Here is a 20,435-nt window from a genome sequence, read left to right as displayed (position 1 = left end):
CTATTACTGCATAAAAAGTCAAATACAATATTTAATGCTGAAAAAATGAACACTCAGTATCTGGGCGACTACCCGCGATGCCTGAGTCCTCAACCACAATAAGTGTAGAGGCAAACGCAAGAAAAAAGATTGTTTTGATTGATAAAGACAAAATAAAAAGGAGGATAAAAGAGGATAAAGATGCAATTGATTTTATTTTTGCGACAAAACACAGGTGACAAAACTGTGAACAAAAAGGCGTTTCTTTTCTATTAGAAGACAGTATTGTACTCAATAATAGACATCTGCTAGATCGGATTACGAGGTGCGACTGTCACGCCGTGTTGCACGTTTTGCTTTAAGCAGTTCAAGCGTGTCTCGCCAGCGATCGACAAGCTCAGACGGATCCTTGCTTTGCCATTGGTCAAGCGCATAGTCAGCAAGCGTGTAGTCGCCCGCTTTAATCGCACTAATGGCCAGCCACTGCCAAAGCATCTTATCGTCTTTCAACCCATAAGACAGTGCCACTTGCGCCGTATCAATGACCTCTTTCCAATGGCCTAATTGATAAGCCAGCATTACCTGCAACTTCAACGTCTGTTTATCCGGCTGGGTTAAATTCACTTCACTAATTCGATTCAGAGCCGCTACACGCTGGTTATTTTTGATCAGACATTGCACCATAAATAACTGCTCATCACGCGTTGCTACACGGTCAAGCTGCTGTAGCCCCTGCTGCCAGTACAATAACGCCTGCTCAGCCTCGTTGGAATCAAGTCGAGAAACAGCAATCGCTCGGTATAGCGCAATATCCGCCCTGGCCCTTGCTAAATATTGCCGAGCAGTGCGATGCGTCCCCGCTTTAACATGCGCACGCGCGGCTTGCTCGAGCCACTTGGGCGCCACATCAGCCGCATTCACGAACTGATCAAACGTCGCCGCCGCGGCACCATAACGCGACAACGCCATTTCACTCAGCGCCTTTGTTTGCAATACAAAGGCATCAAGTGCGTCGAGTTCTTGAAGCTGGTTGGCATAATCAATCGCCACATCAAATCGCGACAAAGAATAAGCAGCCTGCATCGCAAGACGGCCTGAAGAGGGGGATAAATGATGGTGCTCACTGAGTTGGCGCGCATAATTTAACACCTCATCATATTGCTTGACCCGATAGGCCAAACGGATCACGGCAGCAAGTGCATCCGCTTCGCTGGCTTCTGACAGTGAGTTCAAAGCTAACGCGTTTTGATAGGCACGATAAGCTTCGGCACGCTGATTAAGATAGAGATAGCTGATGCCCTGTAAGCGCCAGAGTTCGGCGCGCTGAGGTGACACAAGCTTTTGATCGCCTTGCTGCGCCAGTAACGCCGCTGACAACTTCAGAGCTTGCTGATAATTTCCACGCTCGATAGAGGCACTTACGTCCGCTATTTCTGCCGCCTGCGCCGTCGCGAATGACAGTAAAAACAGAAGCATCATTGCAAGTCGACGACTAACAGAAACAAGCATTCGAGACTCAACGGGAAACAAACATAAGCATCGCAACATGAAAATCCATTTTTAGAAGACAACACCTCGACTATAACCTATCTTTTTTATTCACTACAGCGAACAAACGTTTGCTGTCTTTATTTGTTAACATGCGCTCACAACAAACCCGACGAAACGCCACACAATAACGCCGTTATCTTGCTGTTTTGTGGCACATATTTGCCGCCCTTATTRGTAATTAAATTACAAAATAGCGACTTTAGTCGGATTGTGAACGCGATAATGGGTCTAGAATCTCGGTAAACACCGGCGTAGCACGTAAAAAAATTACACGGTAATGATCTAAGTCAACATTCGGGAATCACCCTGTTGTTAGCATGCTGATAACGAAACAGAACACGGCCACAAGGCCAGCGTTAAAAATAAACCAAGACTGGCTAAGTCGCTGTTTCGAAAGCTTTTGCTTTCTGTAGACGAGGAAATTATGGCAACACATGCTCAAGACCGCAGTGTGAGTCACGATGAAAAGAGCGAATATCAAAAGAAGCACAAGCCGGCTTCTTCATTTGCCTCCCGGGCTGACTACCTGAATCACGAACTACAAATTATGCGTCCGCGCCGTTGGGGCTTGAACCTGCCTGGCCGTGACTTCCGTTTTGAAATTGAGGATCTTGTTCCCGCGCTGGCCGGTACCATCGGCATTATCGCTATGTATTCTGCAGTGATGATGTCATGGGCTGAGGGGCTAACCGCCGCGTGGGATCATGTGACTTTAGGTAAAGCGTTTGCTGTTGAGGTCGCGCGGGTTGAAATGCTTATCCCCGCACTCCTTTTTTGTGTCCTTTTATGCGGATTTATCAATCCACGCGCTAACCTGGCCGGTAACCATGGGCCAATGATCCCGCTTGTCGGGACCATCGCGCTCGCCGGCGCACATCCTCTCGCCTTGGGGATCCTAATCGGTGCCTTTGGCTTGATACTCAGTTATGTCAAAGGCGGGTCTAAATTAGTGAACCTAACCAGCCAAGGGGTAGCGGGTGGCTTGCTGATTTTCTTGGGCTTTGGCGGGGCAAAAGGTCAAATTGAGAGCCTGCTAGCCTGGGGTGCTGCCATTGATATGGGCTATATATCCATTGTCATTCTGGCCGTATCCATTGTGATTTATGCCTTTTTAGCTCGCATTGGTAAACGCTGGTTAGCGATTCCTGTCTGTGCCGTTACCGGTGGATTGATTGCTACCGCATTAGGTGCCGGCTCATCACTAGAGTTTGTGACACAACCGGGTGTGCCAAACCTAAACCCGGTTTACTGGTGGGGATCAACCGAGCAAGGTTGGCAAATGGGCTTACCAACCCTATCGCACTTTCTTGCGTCACTACCATTTGCTCTGCTCGCGGTAGCGATGTGGTCGCCAGACTTTCTTGGTCACCGTATTTTCCAGGAACTTAATTACCCGAAAAAGGCCGAAAAGGTATTGATGGACGTGGATGACACCATGACAGGGTGTTCTATCCGCCAAATCGTTGGGGCATCAGTCGGTGGGGGTAATATCACATCCTCATGGGGCACTTATATGATTCCTGCAGCGATTGCTCGTCGCCCGATTCCTGGCGGGGCCATTGTCCTAGGTCTGTTATGTATTGCGGTTGCGTTGATCGGTTATCCAATGGATGTAGCAACCTGGCCACCGGTGATGACCATTGCACTATTATCAGGTGTGTTCCTGCCGCTTCTTGAAGCAGGGATGCAAATGGTTAAAGACGCGAAGTCTAGCCAATCAGCCGGTATTTGTATTTTCGCCTCCATGGCTGTTAACCCAGTCTTTGGTTGGGCAGTCACTATGCTCTTGGACAACAACGGTCTTATCGGCGATAAAGAGCGTCCTGGTACGCTATCGACCATCGATCGTCTGGTGATTCCAACCGCCACAGTGATCATTTGTGTGGCTGCTATGTTGGCAGTCGGAATGATTCCCGGCATTCCACCTTTATTGTAATAACACGGCCCCGCTTTCGGGCGGGGCATCCGGATAAATCGATGGGTCACAGCGTCAGCCATACTGACACAACACTATGACTGGCCTTGGTCCCAACACATGTCTTTTTGAAAAGAGAACAGGTAGGTGCAACATGTCTGAGCACAATTCCAATGCATGGGAAGGATTTGTTGAAGGTAACTGGAGCAAAGCCGTTGACGTTCGCGACTTCATCCAAAAAAACTATACCCCTTATGAGGGTGACGAATCATTCCTAGTGTCTGAGCCAACTGACGCGACTCGCCAACTGTGGGCGCGCGTGATGGAAGGCATCAAGCAAGAAAACGCGACGCATGCCCCGGTTGATTTTGATACGTCTGTGGTTTCTACCCTGACCTCTCATGATGCCGGCTACATTGAGAAAGATCTGGAGCAGATTGTTGGTCTACAGACCGACGCACCGCTAAAACGCGCTATGCTGCCTAATGGCGGTATCCGTATGGTTCAAAGTTCGTGTGACGCATACGGCCGCGAACTGGATCCGCAAGTAAAGAAAACCTTCACCGAACATCGTAAGACTCACAACCAAGGGGTTTTCGATATTTACACCCCTGACATCCTCAAGTGTCGTAAGTCAGGCATTTTGACAGGTCTACCTGATGCTTATGGCCGTGGCCGTATCATCGGTGACTACCGTCGCGTTGCTTTATACGGCATCGACTTCCTGATGGCGGACAAAAAAGCGCAATTCGATTCTCTACAAGAGAAATTTGAAAGCGGCGAAGATCTGCAAATGACCATGCAACTGCGTGAAGAAATTGCAGAGCAACACCGCGCGTTGGGCCAATTGAAAAAAATGGCAGCGTCTTACGGCTGTGATATTTCTCGCCCAGCAGAAAACGCAAAAGAAGCGATTCAGTGGACCTATTTCGGTTACCTGGGTGCGGTTAAAACACAAAACGGCGCGGCAATGTCGCTCGGTCGTACGTCTACCTTCCTTGATATCTACCTACAGCGTGATGTTGAAGCCGGTAAACTCACAGAAGAACAAGCGCAAGAGCTGATTGACCACTTCGTCATGAAACTGCGTATGGTACGCTTCCTGCGTACGCCTGAGTATGATGATCTCTTCTCTGGCGACCCAATTTGGGCCACCGAATCTGTTGCCGGTATGGGCCTAGACGGACGTACTCTGGTCTCTCGCACCAGCTTCCGTTTCCTAAACAGCCTTTACACCATGGGCCCAAGCCCAGAGCCAAACATCACAGTGCTTTGGTCTGAGCAACTGCCTGAAGGCTTCAAAAAGTTCTGTGCCAAAGTGTCTATCGATACCTCGTCTATCCAGTACGAGAACGACGATCTGATGCGCACTGACTTTGAATCTGACGACTACGCGATCGCTTGTTGCGTATCACCGATGATCGTTGGTAAGCAAATGCAGTTCTTTGGCGCCCGTGCCAACTTGGCTAAAACGCTCCTTTATACCATCAACGGTGGTATTGACGAGAAGCTGAAAATCCAAGTTGCACCAGAGCATCCAGCGATGACTGACGAAGTGCTAGACTATGACAAAGTCATGGACCGCATGGATCACCTGATGGATTGGTTAGCGAAACAGTACGTGACTGCGCTGAACAGCATCCACTTCATGCATGACAAGTACAGCTATGAAGCGGCATTGATGGCTTTCCACGATCGTGATGTTTATCGCACCATGGCCTGTGGTATTGCGGGTCTATCGGTTGCTGCTGACTCATTGGCCGCAATCAAGTACGCAAAAGTGAAGCCAGTTCGTGACGAAGACGGTATTGCTATCGACTTTGATATCGAAGGTGAATACCCAGCGTTTGGTAACAACGATGAGCGTGTTGATGCGATTGCCTGTGACCTGGTTGAACGCTTCATGAACAAAATCCGCTCACTGAGAACTTACCGTGATGCGGTTCCGACTCAGTCTATCCTAACGATCACCTCAAACGTGGTATACGGTAAGAAAACCGGTAATACGCCAGATGGTCGTAAAGCGGGTATGCCATTTGGTCCAGGTGCGAACCCAATGCACGGCCGTGATGAGAAAGGTGCGGTTGCGTCACTGACCTCTGTCGGTAAACTGCCATTTGCTCACGCTAAAGACGGTATTTCTTATACCTTCTCTATTGTGCCAAATGCTTTGGGTAAAGACGAAAACACCCAACGCGCGAACTTGGCGGGCTTAATGGATGGTTACTTCCACCATGAAAGCGGTCAAGAAGGCGGCCAGCACCTGAACGTGAACGTGATGAACCGTGAAATGCTACTAGACGCGATGGAAAACCCTGAGAACTATCCTCAGCTGACTATCCGTGTTTCTGGTTACGCGGTACGTTTTAACTCGCTGACTAAAGAGCAGCAACAAGACGTCATTACACGTACCTTCACGTCTTCACTGTAAGATGTAGCGATAAAGCGTACGCGATACGCTAATAAAAAAACCGCCGGCAAATGCTGGCGGTTTTTATTTGGGTTACACTTCAAAATGATCCAGTTGTCTATCCAACTCTCGTGCAGAATCTGCCAACAGCTGGCTTTGCTCTGCCAGGTGAGAAGCCGCCCCACTGACTTCGTTCGCTGAGTTATGAATGTTGCTGACGTTTTGGTTCATTTCTTCAGACACCGTCCCCTGCTCTTCGGCCGCCGCCGCAATCTGTACCACGCGATCGTTAGAGCCATGTAGCGCACTCACCATATCTTTAAGCTGCTGCTGAGTTTCAAGCGCGGTTTCTACACTCGCTTCACTGGACGTATGGCTTGATTTCATCGCCTCTGCCGCTTCAATCGCGTTATTGGTCAGCGCTTCTATCGTGCCTTGGATTTGCGTGGTTGATTTTTGCGTACCTTGCGCCAGCGAGCGTACTTCATCGGCCACCACCGCAAAGCCACGACCTTGCTCACCGGCACGTGCCGCCTCAATCGCCGCGTTTAGGGCCAATAGATTGGTCTGCTCAGAGATCCCTTGAATAACCGTCGCGACATCACTGATCTCCATCACGCCTTGCTTGACCTGATTGACCAATTTATCTGCCCCAGCGATACGTTCGGCAACTTCACGGATACTGGCTACCGTGCTATCCAATTTATGATTGCTATCTTCCGCCATCGAGGAAATATCATTCGTGGCTTGCGCAGTTTGTTCTGCGTGATCCGCGACATCAGCGACAGTTGCTGTCATTTCGTTCATCGCCGTTGCCAGTTGCTCGAGTTGCGCGCGCTGAGATTGAATACTTTGTGCACTCTGCTCACTCGCTGATGCAATCGACGACGCCATGGTAGAAGACTGCTTCGCCTCATCATGGGCAACACGCAGGGCTTCACGAACACTCCCCATGGCTGTATCCATACGCCGCGCCAATTTACCGATTTCATCATGACGGGTATAGCCGCACTCAATGCGTAAGTCCCCACCCGCAATCCGATCAAACTTTTCGACCAATTCATCTAACGGCACAACGATGTCGCGACTGACAAACGCACCACAAACTAACAGGATCACCCCCGCGATAAGCGTTAATCCGCCAATTTGCCACGCTGACTGGATAAACTGCGCTTCAATATCGCTCACATGAGTGCCCGAGCCAATAATCCAGTTCCAACCATTTACGCGTTTCACATAAGAGATTTTGGGCTTCATCTCACCTTCCGGTGAGCGCCAAGTATAATCCAACACACCGCCTTGTGACCCTTTGCTCACTGTTACCATTTCTCGCCAATGGTGCTTGCCGTCGCCATCGGTCAAACTGTTCGCACTGGTGCCATTCAACTTGGGCTTTATCGGGTGGTTAACAATCGTGAGATCAGGCTTGAGCACCCAAAAATAGTTATCGCCGTCATAACGAAGCTGGTTCAGTTGCGCGATCGCTTGCGTTTTGGCTTCCTCTTCGCCGATTCTTGATGCCTGCTGGCGGTAATAATTCACCACACTTTGCGCCACTTCTATATTGGCCCTTAGCGAAGCGGTTCGCTCAGCATAAGCTTGATCACGCTCTTTTTGGATAGTGAACATACTGATCGCAACCAGCAATGCAATGGCTATCAACATGAGCGCAACAAGCTTATTTTTCACTCTCAGATCACTGATTTTTTTCATTATATACCCTAGCGTTTGCTGTTGATCCTAGCCTGATACTCGGCTCTATTAAGCTCACATGCAGCCTGAAAGGCCATATATGGGTAACTCTGCATGTCGCACGTTAGTTTGGACAAAAAGGCCAGAAGACACAAAAACAACATGGAGATTATCTGGATTAGCTCTCATTGTGCTGGCATAGAAAACTGGAACTGTGATCAACCCAAAGACAGAGGTGTAACACCACAGCAACGTTCACAAAGAGAGTGCGAAAAAGAGGGGAATTTCCTTACGTTGAGGCCGGTTTTTGTAATAAAATGACAGTATCGCAATTCGCAGTCTGGAGACAGTTATGTCGGCAATTGGTCGCATCCATTCCTTTGAATCTTGTGGGACCGTAGATGGCCCTGGGATACGTTTTATTGTCTTTATGCAAGGCTGCTTGATGCGGTGTAAGTATTGCCATAATCGCGATACTTGGGATACTCATGGCGGGAAAGAAGTCACTGTCGATGAGATCATGAAAGATGTATTGGCCTATCGCCACTTCATCACCGCATCAGGCGGTGGGGTCACCGCATCGGGCGGCGAAGCTATGTTACAGCCAGAGTTTGTCCGAGACTTTTTCCAGGCCGCACAAGCCAAAGGTATTCATACCTGCTTAGACACCAATGGCTATATCCGTAAGCACACGCCCGTGATTGATGAAGTGCTTGATGCAACCGATTTGGTCATGCTGGATCTAAAACAGCTCAATGATGAGGTTCATGAAGACTTAGTAGGCGTATCGAATCGCCGCACGCTCGATTTTGCCAACTACTTGCACAAAATTGGACAAAAAACCTGGATTCGTTACGTCGTGGTGCCCGGCTATACGGATGACGATGATTCCGCGCACCGCCTAGGTCAGTTTATTAAAGGCATGGACAATATCGAAAAGGTGGAATTGCTCCCCTATCACCAGCTTGGTGAACATAAATGGGAAGCGCTGGGTTACGAATATGAGTTAAAAGACGTGGGCACACCATCAAAAGAAATGATGGATAACGTCAAAAACATTATTGCCAGTTATGGTCATAACGTCATGTATTAATCCGACGCACCTCTGCGCTCCACCCATCAGCCGGTCACTTTGTGGCCGGCTTTTTTTCGCGTCTTTATACTTTTTTCGCGTCTTTATACCTCTGTCTCGCGACTTACATCTCGCGCCGGCGGGCTTTGGTCATCCTAATGGCTTCACGAATAATACAGTCACGCAAAGGGTTATCTGCGCCATCCGCTCGCCAGATAAAAGACAGTGTCCGACGCATATTGAGCTCCGGCACGTTCAGCGCCACCAGCTCCTCGCGTTCAATCCACTTTTCAACATCTAAATAGGGCAAGCAGCTTAGGTAATTGGAGTTAGCCACCAAAGTACGCAACACAGGCACCTGCTCATATTCTCGCCGCACATCAAGATCTTCGATAACGCCATGAATCGCACTATCAAAACTATGTCGTGTCCCGGCACCCGGCTCTCGCAATACCCACTGCGCTTGTTCAAGTTGCGCCAAGCTTACCTGATCACGCTGCGCATAAGGATGGTGCTTGCCCGCCACGACCACAAGGTGGTCATGGCACCATACCTGCTGCTTTAAGCGGCTATCATCGCAACGCCCCTCAATGATCCCCAAGTCGTGCTGATAACGGCGCACACTATCAATGACTTTCTCGGTGTTTTTCACGGTAAAGTCGATTCGCAGCTCGGGGAAATCACTATCAATAATACTGATAAGGTCTGGAATAAGGTGTTCTGCTGCGGTTTGACTGGCAATTAAGGCAATATCGCCACTGATAATGTGCTGTCCATCAAACCCTGCCTCAATCTGTTGCGCATCAAACAAGAGTTGGCGTGCTTTGGGTCGCAACCAGGCTCCCCAGTAGGTGAGCTGCATTTGCTTGCCTTGCCGCTCGAATAATGGCCGCCCTAACAACTTTTCTAGCTGCGACAGGGCCATACTGGTAGCCGACTGCGTCAACGCTAACTGGTCGGCCGCTCGGCTTACACTGCCGGTCGCGGCGATCGCTTCAAACACAGCCAACTGTTTCAATGAGTACCGCATCCAGGCTCCTTACTGTCTGGCTTTAATGGCAATACCCTATCAATTTTTATGATTCTTACCCTAAGTAATATCAATTTTACTCCTGATAGAGAGAAGAATAGGCTGGTTTTATTCACATTACGTCTAAAAAGGAGTACAACCTGTATGTTGATCTGTCTTTCCCCTCGGGCAAATAATGCCGACAGAGGAGACAACGCATGGTAAGTCCTACCCCAATTAAAACGGAGGGCCCCGCTGCATTGCTTGCCAACGCTGAAGCCTATGCAGAGAGTAAAACCCATAAATCGACCCGGATGGCGGTTGGGCTAGCCATGATGGCCGGCTTATTTATCGGACTGGCTTTCGTGTTCTACCTCACGGTAACCACGGGCAGTAACGCCGGCTGGGGAATAACCCGGTTGATGGGCGGGCTTGCCTTTAGCATGGGCTTAATATTGGTGGTGCTTGGCGGTGCAGAGCTATTTACCAGCACAGTGTTGTCTATGCTGGCGCGTGCCAATGGCAAGATCTCCACCCGCGGCCTGCTCTATACCTGGGCAAGAGTGTATTTCGGCAACTTGTGCGGCGCCCTACTGTTGGTGTTTATCGTGATGGTGGCAGGGCTATACCAACTTGACGATGGGCAATGGGGATTAAACGCATTACACGTGGCCCAACACAAGCTACATCACAGTTGGATACAAGCCTTTGCGTTAGGGGTGTTGTGTAACTTGCTGGTTTGTCTGGCGATTTGGATGACCTTCACGTCGCAAAATCCACTGACCAAAGCAGTGATGGTGATTCTTCCCGTGGCCATGTTTGTCAGCACCGGCTTTGAGCACAGTGTCGCCAATATGTTCATGGTGCCACTGGGGATGAGCATTGCTACTTTCGCGCCCGACAGTTTTTGGCAAGCAGTAGGGAGTTCACCGGCTGCCTTCAATGACCTTAACCTGATCCAGTTTATCAGTGCCAATTTAATCCCCGTCACGCTCGGCAATATTGTCGGCGGTGCTGGCCTTGTCGGCATGGGCTACTGGCTGATTATTAACCCTGAGAGAGAAAATAAAACAGCGCAAATTTCTTCATTGACGCTACCGTCTGCGAATTATTCTGAGAGACCCACTATGACCCAAGAAACCTTAACCATTGAAAAAAACATGAAGCCTGCCCACTGTGCCTTGCAAAGCCACCAGTTTGTGGCCGATGCATTAGAGCAACTCAACCGCTATCAGTTGCAAGGTGCGCCTGTCGTCGATAAACAAAATGAATTGGTTGGCTTTTTCTCGGTGCAAGATGTCTTTGTTGATTTATGGTGGAACGATTACCAACCCGACATGGACACCAAAGTCGAAGATTTAATGCGCACGGAGGTGCAGACCGTTGAGGCAGACCAATCCGTGATTGAACTGGCGCAGTACATGAGCATTGACAACCAAGTGCTGTATCCGGTCAGTGATGCGGGCATTGCCACGCGCTTTACCACCCAATCCGCACTAGAGCGCGCGAAAACACAAACACTGTCTAGACCGCACGTTTATCCTGTCATGAAAGACAACATCTTGGTTGGCGTCATCAGCCGCTCAGATGTGGTTCGAGCTTTGGCGCCGTTATACGGTAACGCCATGGATATTCTCCCTGCCGATGCAAAAGAAGGACTTGTTAGCGCCTAACCAAAACTAAAAACACGCCTCAGAACGGTTCTGAGGCGTGTCGTGTTAGCTCCCGCGTGTCGTGTTAGCTCCCCGACGTTGTCAGGCGGCACTCAAGTTAGGCATTTGCCGACGCCCTCTCAGATAAGCGATCCACATATATACCGCCGTACTAAGCAAGCAACTGGCCAAGTACATCATCAACCCTTGCTCACCAGAAAATGCTTGATGCGCCAATACCGGACCACTGACGGATCCAACACTGTACGCGAGTAGAAGCGCCTCAGTAGCCGCGACAATTTTCCCCGGCGCCAGCGAGGCACACGCATAAGCAATCGCAATGGGATAAATGGCAAACACGGCGCCACCAAGCATCACGAGCCCGACGCCAAGCCACCCGTTGCTGTTAGCAAGTATAATGATGGCTACGGCAAGCAATCCCACCACACAGAAATAGAACATCAACAGGACTCGATTCACTCTGGTCGAGATGGCACCTAATAACGGCTGAACGCCCATGCCGCCAACAATGACTAACGCCATCATTGCTCCAATCTGTTGATGATCGTCAACACGTTCAGCAAGATAAAGGGGTAATAGACCATAGATCGCGCCTAAGGTGAGCCCCGACACAATGCAGGCGATATAGGCAGCTTTACGAATGGCTCTTAAGGTGCCTGTGTGCTCAATAGGGCCCATCATCGCTTGCGACGGCTCACCATGGCGCATAAATAAGGGCACGATAATCGCCGCCGTGACCAAACTACCGATCAACCAATACGGCTGAGCACCTGTCACACCGACATAACCGACGCCCAGCTGACCCAAGGCATTACCACCATATAAAGCGGCCATATAAAAGCCTAAACGCTTAGCCCGTTGACGCTCTGAATCGGCGATCAATAACCATGATTCAATCGCGACAAACACCCCTGCGACCGCAATACCGGCCACAAATCGTGACACTAACCATATCCCCTGCGCTTTGATCGTTGCCATCGCGGCAATAGACAGCAGCAGCACACTCATAAACAGCACTAATGCCTGTCGATGCCCCATCCGCGCGACGATACGTGCACTCCACAAAGCACCAAACAATAACCCTGCATAAAAGGCACTCGCCAGCCAGGCGGCCAGTTCAGCCGGCATCCCAAGCGGCATTAACGCCAATGGAATCAAGCTCATCAAATAGCCACTCGCGACCGCAAATGCCGTTAAGCTCACTAATGGCACCCATGGAAACACAGACAGGGCCATGCCGCTGCCATTTTGTGCAGAGGATAGATTATTCATGACAGTTCGTTCAATTCTCAGATAAGTGGCACGGACGGCCGGGGCCGCTAATATGTGCCATTATTTGAGATAAATACAGCGAACGTTTTTATTGGTCTCAATAAGAAAATTTAATGGATAGAATCCATTAATACCCAAGCGGTGTGCCATCAACGCTCTGGCGACAAATACTCTCTGTCATAAAAGGTGCGTAACCAATGGGGGCGATACACCGCCATCACCGTCACCGCCATGCCGTTAAGCAGCGCTTCGGGGAACCACATCAATAGCGCAATTTGCAGGTAGTTATGCACAATTTCATGCCAGCTGTGACGATCGGCAGCCCAATACCAGAGCGAGGTCACCGATAACTGGAACACAATGGTCAGCGCCGCACCGATAAACGCCGCAATAAAAATATAGATAAAAAGGTGGCGGGTTAAATACTGGTAGCTCAGCGCAAAAATCGCATAACTGAATACAATAGGCAGCATCGCCGTGGTAAGCGCCGTCATCCCCATATCAGCGACGGGGACAAAACCAAAAAGCCCCATCAGTGCCAACGGCACGGTGGTAATCCAAATGGCAATGCGCCAACCATGGCATAAGGCTAACGTGGTCACGCCCAGAAAGTGGATATCGAGCCCCTCTTTGATCCCCGCCTGCAACGCCCAAAGCGCAAACAGCACCACCGCCGATGAAAACGCTAAATGCTGATAACCCACTTCCTGGCGCAGTTTAGGAAAAAACTCACGTGGATAGGTTCCATATAATACCCCTGCCCAGCCTAACCAACCTATCCATTGCCAACCACTGACATCAGCCCACTCAAACATAACGTCCCCTTCATGAACGATCTTTTACCCAATCCCTTATGCGGGTGAAAAACGTGCTACGGACATAGCTCAGATCAAGATTTCAGCGATAAAGAGCTGCTAATCTCTGTCCATACCCTCATCGTTTGATGAACGACTATTGTAACTTCGAGAGTTAAGAGGCCAACCGCAATGGATATGACCCCTGCACAACGTTTAATTTTATCTAACCAGTACCAGTTAATGTGCCACCTCGATCCCTCTAATGGCGAAAAGTACCGTCGCCTACAAACCATCATTGAGCGCGGCTACGCGTTGCAAATGGCCGAGGTGATCAGCCAGTTTGAAGCACTCTGCGAAACCCAATGCCGCGAAGTGATTGATATCATGGAAATGCACCATGCGATGCAGGCCTCTTATCACCTCCTTGACGATACCAACCAAGCGGCATTATCGCCACGTCGCGTGCAGTTCTGGGGCTTTGACGCAGCAACCGAAGGGGCTTTGGTGCATTATGTGCGCTTTTTAGTCGATACTGAGGGGCTCTATCCGCAGTTTGATCAAGGGGAGCACTGCTTTAACAGTCAAATGCCAATGCGTGACAAATACCGTCGTATGCTCGACGTTTGGCGTCAGTGCCCGCGTCAATTTCACTTAAGCCTAACCGAGATCGAAAAGATCCTCGCCGCCTAGTGAAAGGGAAAAGGTAACAATGCAGCCGTCCTTGTGGGCGGCTTTTTGATTTCTCACGGCGCAAACTTGTCGAACGTCACACAAGCCCGTACCCTTAAGCGCATCAAAGACAAGACACAGACTCTGCCATGATTTATCGATGCCCGCTATGCCAACAGCCCCTACAAGCCAAGCCACGTGGTGCTTATTGCGCTGCCAATCATCAATTTGATCGCGCCAAAGAGGGCTACCTCAACCTATTACCGGTGCAATTTAAACGCTCCAAAGATCCGGGCGACAATAAAGCCATGACTCAAGCCCGCCGCGCATTTTTAAACGCTGGCCATTATGCGCCCATGCGCCAAGCGATGATTGATTCCCTCACCCAGGCACTGAATGGCGAGCACCAGACGATCTTGGATGTGGGCTGTGGTGAAGGGTATTACACCCATGCTATCGCTGATCAGACAGCCGCACAACAGTGGTCTATTTATGGGCTGGATATCGCCAAAATCGCCGTGCGCTATGCCGCGAAATGGTATCCACAATGTCAGTTTTCGGTCGCCTCATCGCAACGCTTGCCGTTTGCCGACAACAGCCTTGACGGTGTGGTGCGTATTTATGCGCCCTGCAATGGCGACGAGCTTGATCGTGTTATCAAGCCCGGTGGCGTTGTTGTCACCGTCACCCCAGGTCCACGTCATCTATTTCAGCTTAAAGCGGGTATCTATGATGAGGTCCGGTTACACGAAACGCCAGCAGAGGCCCTGCCCGGTTTCCAGCTTGAAAGTGAGCGCTCACTGCATTACCCGATGACATTAGCAGGCGAGCAAGCCCTCACCCTGCTGCAGATGACACCGCTTGCCTGGCGCGCCTCCGATGAATGGCGTGAAACGTTAGCCAATGCCAACGGCTTTCACTGTGAAGCCGACTTTACCTTGCGTGTGTATCGTCATCACACAGAGATTGACTCGGCCAAAGGAGAAGCGTGATGCACACTTGCTCACCATGGACAAAAAAGGGCGTGATTGACCGCTTTTTGAAGCCGCGCTTTTTGCAACTGCGTGCCACTCAATGGCTATTGGCGGCCAGCTTAGTACTAAGCCCCGTCAGTGTCGCAGCGGCATCGCAACCGACATCGGCGTCTATCAATACCTTATTTGATTATCAAGTGACCACCGCCCAAGGGCAGTCACTTAGCTTGACTCAAGTGGCTGACAACGTCGAAAAAGCGGATATTGTTCTGATCGGTGAATGGCACAGCCATCCTGGGGTGCACCGTTTTCAAACCGAGTTGCTCAACCAACTTGCCTCACGTCATTCTGTCGCGCTTTCCATGGAGCAATTCAGCCGTGATGCCCAGCCAGTGGTGAATCAATACCTTGCCGGCGACATTGGCGAAGACACGCTTAAGCGTCGAGCCAATGCATGGGACAACTACAATGGCAGCTATCGCCCGTTGATCGAGCTAGCTAAACAGCGTCAATTTGACGTGATTGCCGCTAACGCCCCTAAACGCATGGTTAGCTGTATTGGTCGACAAGGTTTGGCTTACTTAGATAAATTGCCGGACCAGCAGCGTCAGTGGTTTGCCGCGACGATTGATACCCAAGACTCACCTTATAAACGTCAGTTTAAAGCCAACATGCATCATGGCACTCCCACCCAAACCGACGATCAATTTGCCGCGCAACTCGCCTGGGATGCCACCATGGCAGAAAGCATGGTCGATTATCACGCCCGTCACCCTGATACCCAAATTGTCCACATCGCGGGCCGCTTTCATATTGCCGAAGGATTAGGAACGGCCGCACAATTAAAAGCGCGAAATCCCGACCTGACCATTGCACTGATCACCGCGGTGAGTGATCAAGCCAAGCTTGCCGACAACGCCAAGGATCTTCGCTTAAAGGTCATGCCTTTGCCCCAGCGCTGGCAGTCGATGGATGAAATGCGCGAAGCAGTCAGCCAAATGAAAGGGCAAGGCGCGCCGCAGTGTCGTTAAGCCACGCATCCATCACCGACCAATAAAAACGCCGACCCTGAGGTCGGCGTGTGTTGCCTGGGTGAGCGGCGCATTTCGGTTAGGTTAAAACCAACGCTCTAATGCTGCGCGATCCACTTTGAACGCCCGGCTCAATGCTTGCGCTAGCTCTTTGTATCGCGGTTGGCTTTTTATCGGCTGCATCGCGTGCCCCTCACTGGTGATCTTTTGATGCAGTTCGCGATACCACCCCGCCAAAGCCGGCGGCAGCGGCGTATCACGGCGGCGTCCCAGCCACCACAGCCCTTGAAGCGGCAAGCTCAGCGCAAATAGCGCCACAATCACCGCTTGCGGCATGCCTTGTACATTGTTTGCTGCCATTTGAAGCAACACACTGATTGCGGCAATAGCAGGCATGACCTTGATCGCGAACCGCGTTATGGTGATCACACGATTTTCAGGAAAAACCGGCGCTAATTCCTTTTTCATCGGCCATTCTTGCATGTATTTCTGACCGTCTTGCAGGCAGCGCCAGATTGATTTGTTCGTTGTCATACCTACCTCACTTGTTCAGTGTGACCGAAAGGGGCTGTCACTCAACTTTTACAATAAAAACTAAACAAATTGTTTAAAAACTTTAAAATTTAACCCATATCGCTCAAAAAATTTTTGTTATCTGGATCAAGTCCCGCTATCCTTAGCGCACTTTTATCATTGTTGCTCGGATTCGATTGTCTCGCAACCCAATCCGGTTGTACTCAATGGAGCGTTCACTTATCCAGGACGGATAACGATAATTCTTTCCCCGCGACAAGGCATGAGATAATTCTTTTTTGAAAAGGTAGTGTCTCAATTTGTCCACTATCCTTTTTATTCCATACACTCTGTCTCACGAAACATAGGTAGTCATACATGTCAAAGCTGGTTCTCGTACTCAATTGCGGAAGCTCCTCTTTGAAGTTCGCCATTGTCGACGCACAATCAGGCGATGAGCATCTTACCGGTCTTGCCGAATGCCTTAACCTTCCAGAAGCCCGCATCAAGTGGAAAATGGACGGTAAGCATGAAGCCCAACTGGGCAACGGCGCCGCGCACACTGAAGCCCTCACCTTCATTGTAGACACAATTCTGGCCTCGAAGCCTGAACTGGCCGAGAACTTGGGTGCTATCGGTCACCGCGTTGTTCATGGCGGTGAGCATTTTACCCAGTCAGCATTGATTACGGACGAGGTGCTCAAAGGGATCCACGATGCAGCGAGCTTCGCGCCATTGCACAACCCAGCACATATCGTTGGCATTGAGGCGGCGAAAAAAGCCTTCCCTGCGCTGAAAAATGTCGCTGTTTTCGATACCGCGTATCACCAAACCATGCCAGAAGAAGCTTATCTGTATGCGCTGCCTTATAATCTTTATAAAGAGCACGGCATTCGTCGCTACGGCATGCATGGTACCTCTCACTTCTTTATCGCCAATGCGGCCGCTGAGCAACTTGGCAAGCCTGTCGACGAAGTGAACATCATCAACTGCCACCTTGGTAACGGTGCGTCAGTATGTGCGATTAAAAACGGCAAATCGGTCGATACTTCAATGGGCATGACCCCATTGGAAGGCTTGGTAATGGGCACCCGCTCTGGTGACCTAGACCCAGCGATTATCTTCCACCTGCACGATGCACTCGGTTATAGCGTTGAGCAAATCAACACCATGCTTACCAAAGAGTCTGGCCTGCAAGGCTTGACCGAAGTGACCTCTGACTGCCGCTTTGTTGAAGATAACTACGGCGAGAAAGAAGAAGCAACACGTGCAATGAACGTGTTCTGCCACCGTCTTGCCAAGTACGTAGCCAGCTACACCGCGACCCTCGACGGCCGCCTAGACGCGATTGTCTTCACCGGCGGTATCGGTGAGAACTCAGGCCCAATTCGCGAATTGGTACTCGAGCGCCTAGCTCTGCTGGGTGTTGAGGTCGATAAAGAGCGCAACCTGAAAGCCCGCTTTGGCGGCGAAGGCGTGATCACTACCGACGCAAGCCGCGTGCCTGCGATGGTGATTTCAACCAACGAAGAGTTGGTGATTGCGCAAGACACTGCGCGCCTAACTGGCCTGTAAGACCATTTCCAACGGCTGATTCCACTCAGCCGTTTTTGTATTCGTGCCGGACCATCCGGCACGCCAACCAGATAGTAAGAGGAAGTCAACGTGTCCCGTACTATTATGCTAATTCCAATCGGCTCCGGCGTCGGCCTGACAAGTGTCAGCCTTGGCGTCATGCGAGCGATGGAGCGTAAAGGCGTCCGCGTCTCATTTTTTAAACCGATTGCTCAGCCACATCACGGTAGCGACACTGACGTCACCGATCTGACGACGGAAATCATTCACGCCAACAGTGATATGAGAGTCGCCGAATCGATGTCAATGAACCAAGCCGAAAACCTGCTGCGCTCGGATCAAGAAGATGTGCTGCTCGAAGAAGTGCTCGCGCGCTTTACTCGTGCCACTGAAAACGCAGAAGTTGCGCTCGTCGAAGGCTTGGTCACCACACGTAACCACCCCTTCGCGAACCAGATCAACTACGAGATCGCCAAAACACTGGATGCAGAAATCGTGTTTGTGACCACCCCAGGCACTGACAACCCTGCCCAGCTTAAAGAGCGTATCGAGTTTGCCTGCACCAACTTTGGTGGCAGCAAAAACGGCAACATTTCAGGTGTGATCATCAACAAGCTTAACGCGCCTGTTGATGATGCAGGTCGCACGCGCCCTGACCTGTCAGAAATCTTTGACGAAGCGGACGGCGCACGTCCAACTAACGTTGAAGTGATGCAGATTTTCAACTCCAGCCCAATCCGTGTACTGGGTTGTGTGCCATGGAAAATCGACCTGATCGCCACTCGTGCTAGCGATATGGCCAAGCACTTGAACGCCACCATTATCAACGAAGGCGAAATTCACTCACGTCGCATCAAGAGCATTACTTTCTGTGCGCGTTCAATCCCTAATATGGTTGAACACTTCCGCCCAGGCTCCTTGCTCGTAACTTCGGCTGACCGCCCTGACGTGATCGTCGCCGCGTGTCTGGCTGCGATGAACGGCGTAGAAATCGGTGCCTTGTTGCTGACAGGTGGCTATGCCATCCCTGACCAGTTAAAAGCCCTGTGTGACCGCGCGTTTGAAACCGGCCTTCCGGTATTTACCACTGCAGGTAACACCTGGCAGACGTCGCTCAATCTGCAAAGCTTTAGCCTTGAAGTGCCGGCTGACGATAAAGCCCGTGTTGAGTTTGTGAACGACCACGTTGCTGGCCACATTGATGGCAACTGGATTGAATCACTCAGCTCAGGGTCGAACCGCGAACGTCGCCTCAGTCCACCCGCATTCCGTTATCAGCTGACCGAGTTTGCACGTCGAGCCGCTAAGCGCATTGTGCTACCCGAAGGTGACGAGCCACGTACCATCAAGGCCGCCGCTATCTGTGCTGAGCGTAAAATTGCCGAGTGTGTGCTTTTGGGTAACCCAGAAGAAATCAAACGCGTTGCCGATCAGCAAGGTGTCACCTTGGGCGCTGGCGTCGAAATTATCGATCCGGTAAAAGCACGCGATAAATACGTGGCACGCTTGGTCGAGCTGCGTAAGAGCAAAGGTATTACCGAGGTCATTGCCCAAGAGCACCTCGAAGATACCGTGGTACTGGGTACCATGATGCTAGAAGCGAACGAAGTGGATGGCCTGGTATCGGGCGCGGTTCACACCACCGCTAACACCATCCGTCCACCGCTGCAAATCATCAAAACCGCACCGAACGCTTCTTTGGTCTCATCAGTATTCTTTATGCTGCTGCCTGAGCAAGTGCTGGTATACGGTGACTGTGCGATTAACCCGGATCCGAATGCTGAACAACTGGCTGAAATCGCGATCCAATCTGCCGATTCTGCCGCGGCATTCGGTATTGAACCGCGCGTAGCGATGATCTCTTACTCGACCGGTAGCTCAGGCAAAGGGGCAGACGTGGATAAAGTCCGCGAAGCCACCCGTCTTGCCCAAGAGAAGCGTCCTGATCTGATCATCGATGGCCCGCTTCAGTACGACGCCGCTATCATGGAAAATGTCGCGAAATCAAAAGCGCCAGACTCGCCTGTTGCCGGTAAAGCCACCGTGTTCGTCTTCCCAGACTTGAACACAGGTAATACCACATACAAAGCAGTACAGCGTTCTGCCGAGTTGGTCTCTATCGGTCCAATGCTACAAGGCATGCGTAAGCCAGTGAACGATCTGTCACGTGGCGCCTTGGTTGACGATATTGTCTATACCGTGGCACTGACAGCGATTCAGGCTAAGCAAGCCGAAGACAACGGCCAAGCGTAACCCACGCTCAGCCCAGAAAGAGCAAAAGCCAGCACATGTTGCTGGCTTTT

15 protein-coding genes are annotated in these 20,435 nt (G+C 50.6%); 9 read left to right on the top strand and 6 right to left on the bottom strand.

The genetic code is table 11. The annotated features are described in order from the left end of the window. Positions 1 to 297: 297 nt before the first annotated feature. The gene (locus tag BZG81_RS13860; protein WP_077669783.1) at positions 298 to 1,488 is read right to left on the bottom strand and encodes a tetratricopeptide repeat protein; all 1,191 of its coding nucleotides are present in this window, start codon (positions 1,486 to 1,488) and stop codon (positions 298 to 300) included. A gap of 466 nt (positions 1,489 to 1,954) precedes the next feature. Here BZG81_RS13860 and BZG81_RS13855 point away from each other — a divergent pair, with 466 nt between their 5' ends. Together BZG81_RS13855 and pflB are read left to right on the top strand one after the other, a co-directional pair. Further along, a complete protein-coding gene (locus BZG81_RS13855; RefSeq protein WP_077460105.1) occupies positions 1,955 to 3,466 on the top strand; it encodes a DUF3360 family protein in 1,512 nt (503 codons plus the stop codon). Positions 3,467 to 3,599: 133 nt separating this feature from the next. Beyond that, positions 3,600 to 5,876, top strand: coding sequence for a formate C-acetyltransferase (pflB, locus tag BZG81_RS13850; protein ID WP_077460104.1), 2,277 nt, complete (start codon positions 3,600 to 3,602; stop codon positions 5,874 to 5,876). Positions 5,877 to 5,948: 72 nt separating this feature from the next. Here the strand turns inward: pflB and BZG81_RS13845 are convergent, their stop codons facing one another. Continuing rightward, positions 5,949 to 7,568 (bottom strand): methyl-accepting chemotaxis protein, encoded by a 1,620-nt coding sequence (locus BZG81_RS13845; RefSeq protein WP_077677654.1) that lies wholly within the window; start codon positions 7,566 to 7,568, stop codon positions 5,949 to 5,951. Between the two features lie 331 nt (positions 7,569 to 7,899). Here BZG81_RS13845 and pflA point away from each other — a divergent pair, with 331 nt between their 5' ends. After that, positions 7,900 to 8,640, top strand: a complete 741-nt coding sequence (pflA, locus tag BZG81_RS13840; RefSeq protein ID WP_021023997.1) for a pyruvate formate lyase 1-activating protein — start codon at positions 7,900 to 7,902, stop codon at positions 8,638 to 8,640. Positions 8,641 to 8,743: 103 nt separating this feature from the next. Here the strand turns inward: pflA and BZG81_RS13835 are convergent, their stop codons facing one another. Continuing rightward, a complete protein-coding gene (locus BZG81_RS13835) occupies positions 8,744 to 9,649 on the bottom strand; it encodes a LysR substrate-binding domain-containing protein (RefSeq protein WP_077460102.1) in 906 nt (301 codons plus the stop codon). A gap of 197 nt (positions 9,650 to 9,846) precedes the next feature. Here BZG81_RS13835 and focA point away from each other — a divergent pair, with 197 nt between their 5' ends. Further along, on the top strand, positions 9,847 to 11,301 hold the full coding sequence (focA, locus tag BZG81_RS13830; protein ID WP_077677653.1) for a formate transporter FocA: 1,455 nt from the start codon (positions 9,847 to 9,849) through the stop codon (positions 11,299 to 11,301). Positions 11,302 to 11,382: 81 nt separating this feature from the next. On the opposite strand, the gene BZG81_RS13825 is transcribed toward focA, so the two are convergent. Then, complete coding sequence (locus BZG81_RS13825; RefSeq protein WP_241824034.1) at positions 11,383 to 12,573, bottom strand: MFS transporter; 1,191 nt, start codon at positions 12,571 to 12,573, stop codon at positions 11,383 to 11,385. Between the two features lie 149 nt (positions 12,574 to 12,722). Next, positions 12,723 to 13,388 (bottom strand): energy-coupling factor ABC transporter permease, encoded by a 666-nt coding sequence (locus tag BZG81_RS13820; RefSeq protein ID WP_077677652.1) that lies wholly within the window; start codon positions 13,386 to 13,388, stop codon positions 12,723 to 12,725. A gap of 171 nt (positions 13,389 to 13,559) precedes the next feature. On the opposite strand from BZG81_RS13820, the gene BZG81_RS13815 reads away from it, so the two are divergent. The 3 genes from BZG81_RS13815 to BZG81_RS13805 all read left to right on the top strand — a co-directional run bounded on the left by BZG81_RS13815 (position 13,560) and on the right by BZG81_RS13805 (position 16,044). After that, positions 13,560 to 14,060 carry a YfbU family protein gene (locus tag BZG81_RS13815; protein WP_021023992.1) on the top strand — a complete coding sequence of 167 codons (501 nt, stop codon included), beginning with the start codon at positions 13,560 to 13,562 and terminating at the stop codon, positions 14,058 to 14,060. A gap of 128 nt (positions 14,061 to 14,188) precedes the next feature. Continuing rightward, positions 14,189 to 15,031, top strand: coding sequence for a 23S rRNA (guanine(745)-N(1))-methyltransferase (rlmA, locus tag BZG81_RS13810; protein WP_077575896.1), 843 nt, complete (start codon positions 14,189 to 14,191; stop codon positions 15,029 to 15,031). Next, the gene (locus BZG81_RS13805) at positions 15,031 to 16,044 is read left to right on the top strand and encodes a ChaN family lipoprotein (RefSeq protein WP_241827397.1); all 1,014 of its coding nucleotides are present in this window, start codon (positions 15,031 to 15,033) and stop codon (positions 16,042 to 16,044) included. Before rlmA ends, BZG81_RS13805 begins: the two co-directional genes overlap by 1 nt. Positions 16,045 to 16,128: 84 nt before the next feature. Here the strand turns inward: BZG81_RS13805 and yfbV are convergent, their stop codons facing one another. Then, positions 16,129 to 16,578, bottom strand: coding sequence for a terminus macrodomain insulation protein YfbV (gene yfbV, locus BZG81_RS13800; protein ID WP_077460099.1), 450 nt, complete (start codon positions 16,576 to 16,578; stop codon positions 16,129 to 16,131). A gap of 357 nt (positions 16,579 to 16,935) precedes the next feature. On the opposite strand from yfbV, the gene BZG81_RS13795 reads away from it, so the two are divergent. Together BZG81_RS13795 and pta are read left to right on the top strand one after the other, a co-directional pair. Then, positions 16,936 to 18,132, top strand: coding sequence for an acetate kinase (locus BZG81_RS13795; protein WP_077575897.1), 1,197 nt, complete (start codon positions 16,936 to 16,938; stop codon positions 18,130 to 18,132). A gap of 105 nt (positions 18,133 to 18,237) precedes the next feature. Continuing rightward, the gene (gene pta, locus BZG81_RS13790; RefSeq protein WP_077575898.1) at positions 18,238 to 20,385 is read left to right on the top strand and encodes a phosphate acetyltransferase; all 2,148 of its coding nucleotides are present in this window, start codon (positions 18,238 to 18,240) and stop codon (positions 20,383 to 20,385) included. The last annotated feature ends 50 nt before the right edge of the window (positions 20,386 to 20,435 follow it).

Origin of the sequence: Salinivibrio sp. MA607 (assembly GCF_001996245.1) — a bacterium.
In the GTDB taxonomy this organism is placed as follows: domain Bacteria; phylum Pseudomonadota; class Gammaproteobacteria; order Enterobacterales; family Vibrionaceae; genus Salinivibrio; species Salinivibrio costicola.
This window is presented reverse-complemented; position numbering and strand designations above follow the sequence as displayed.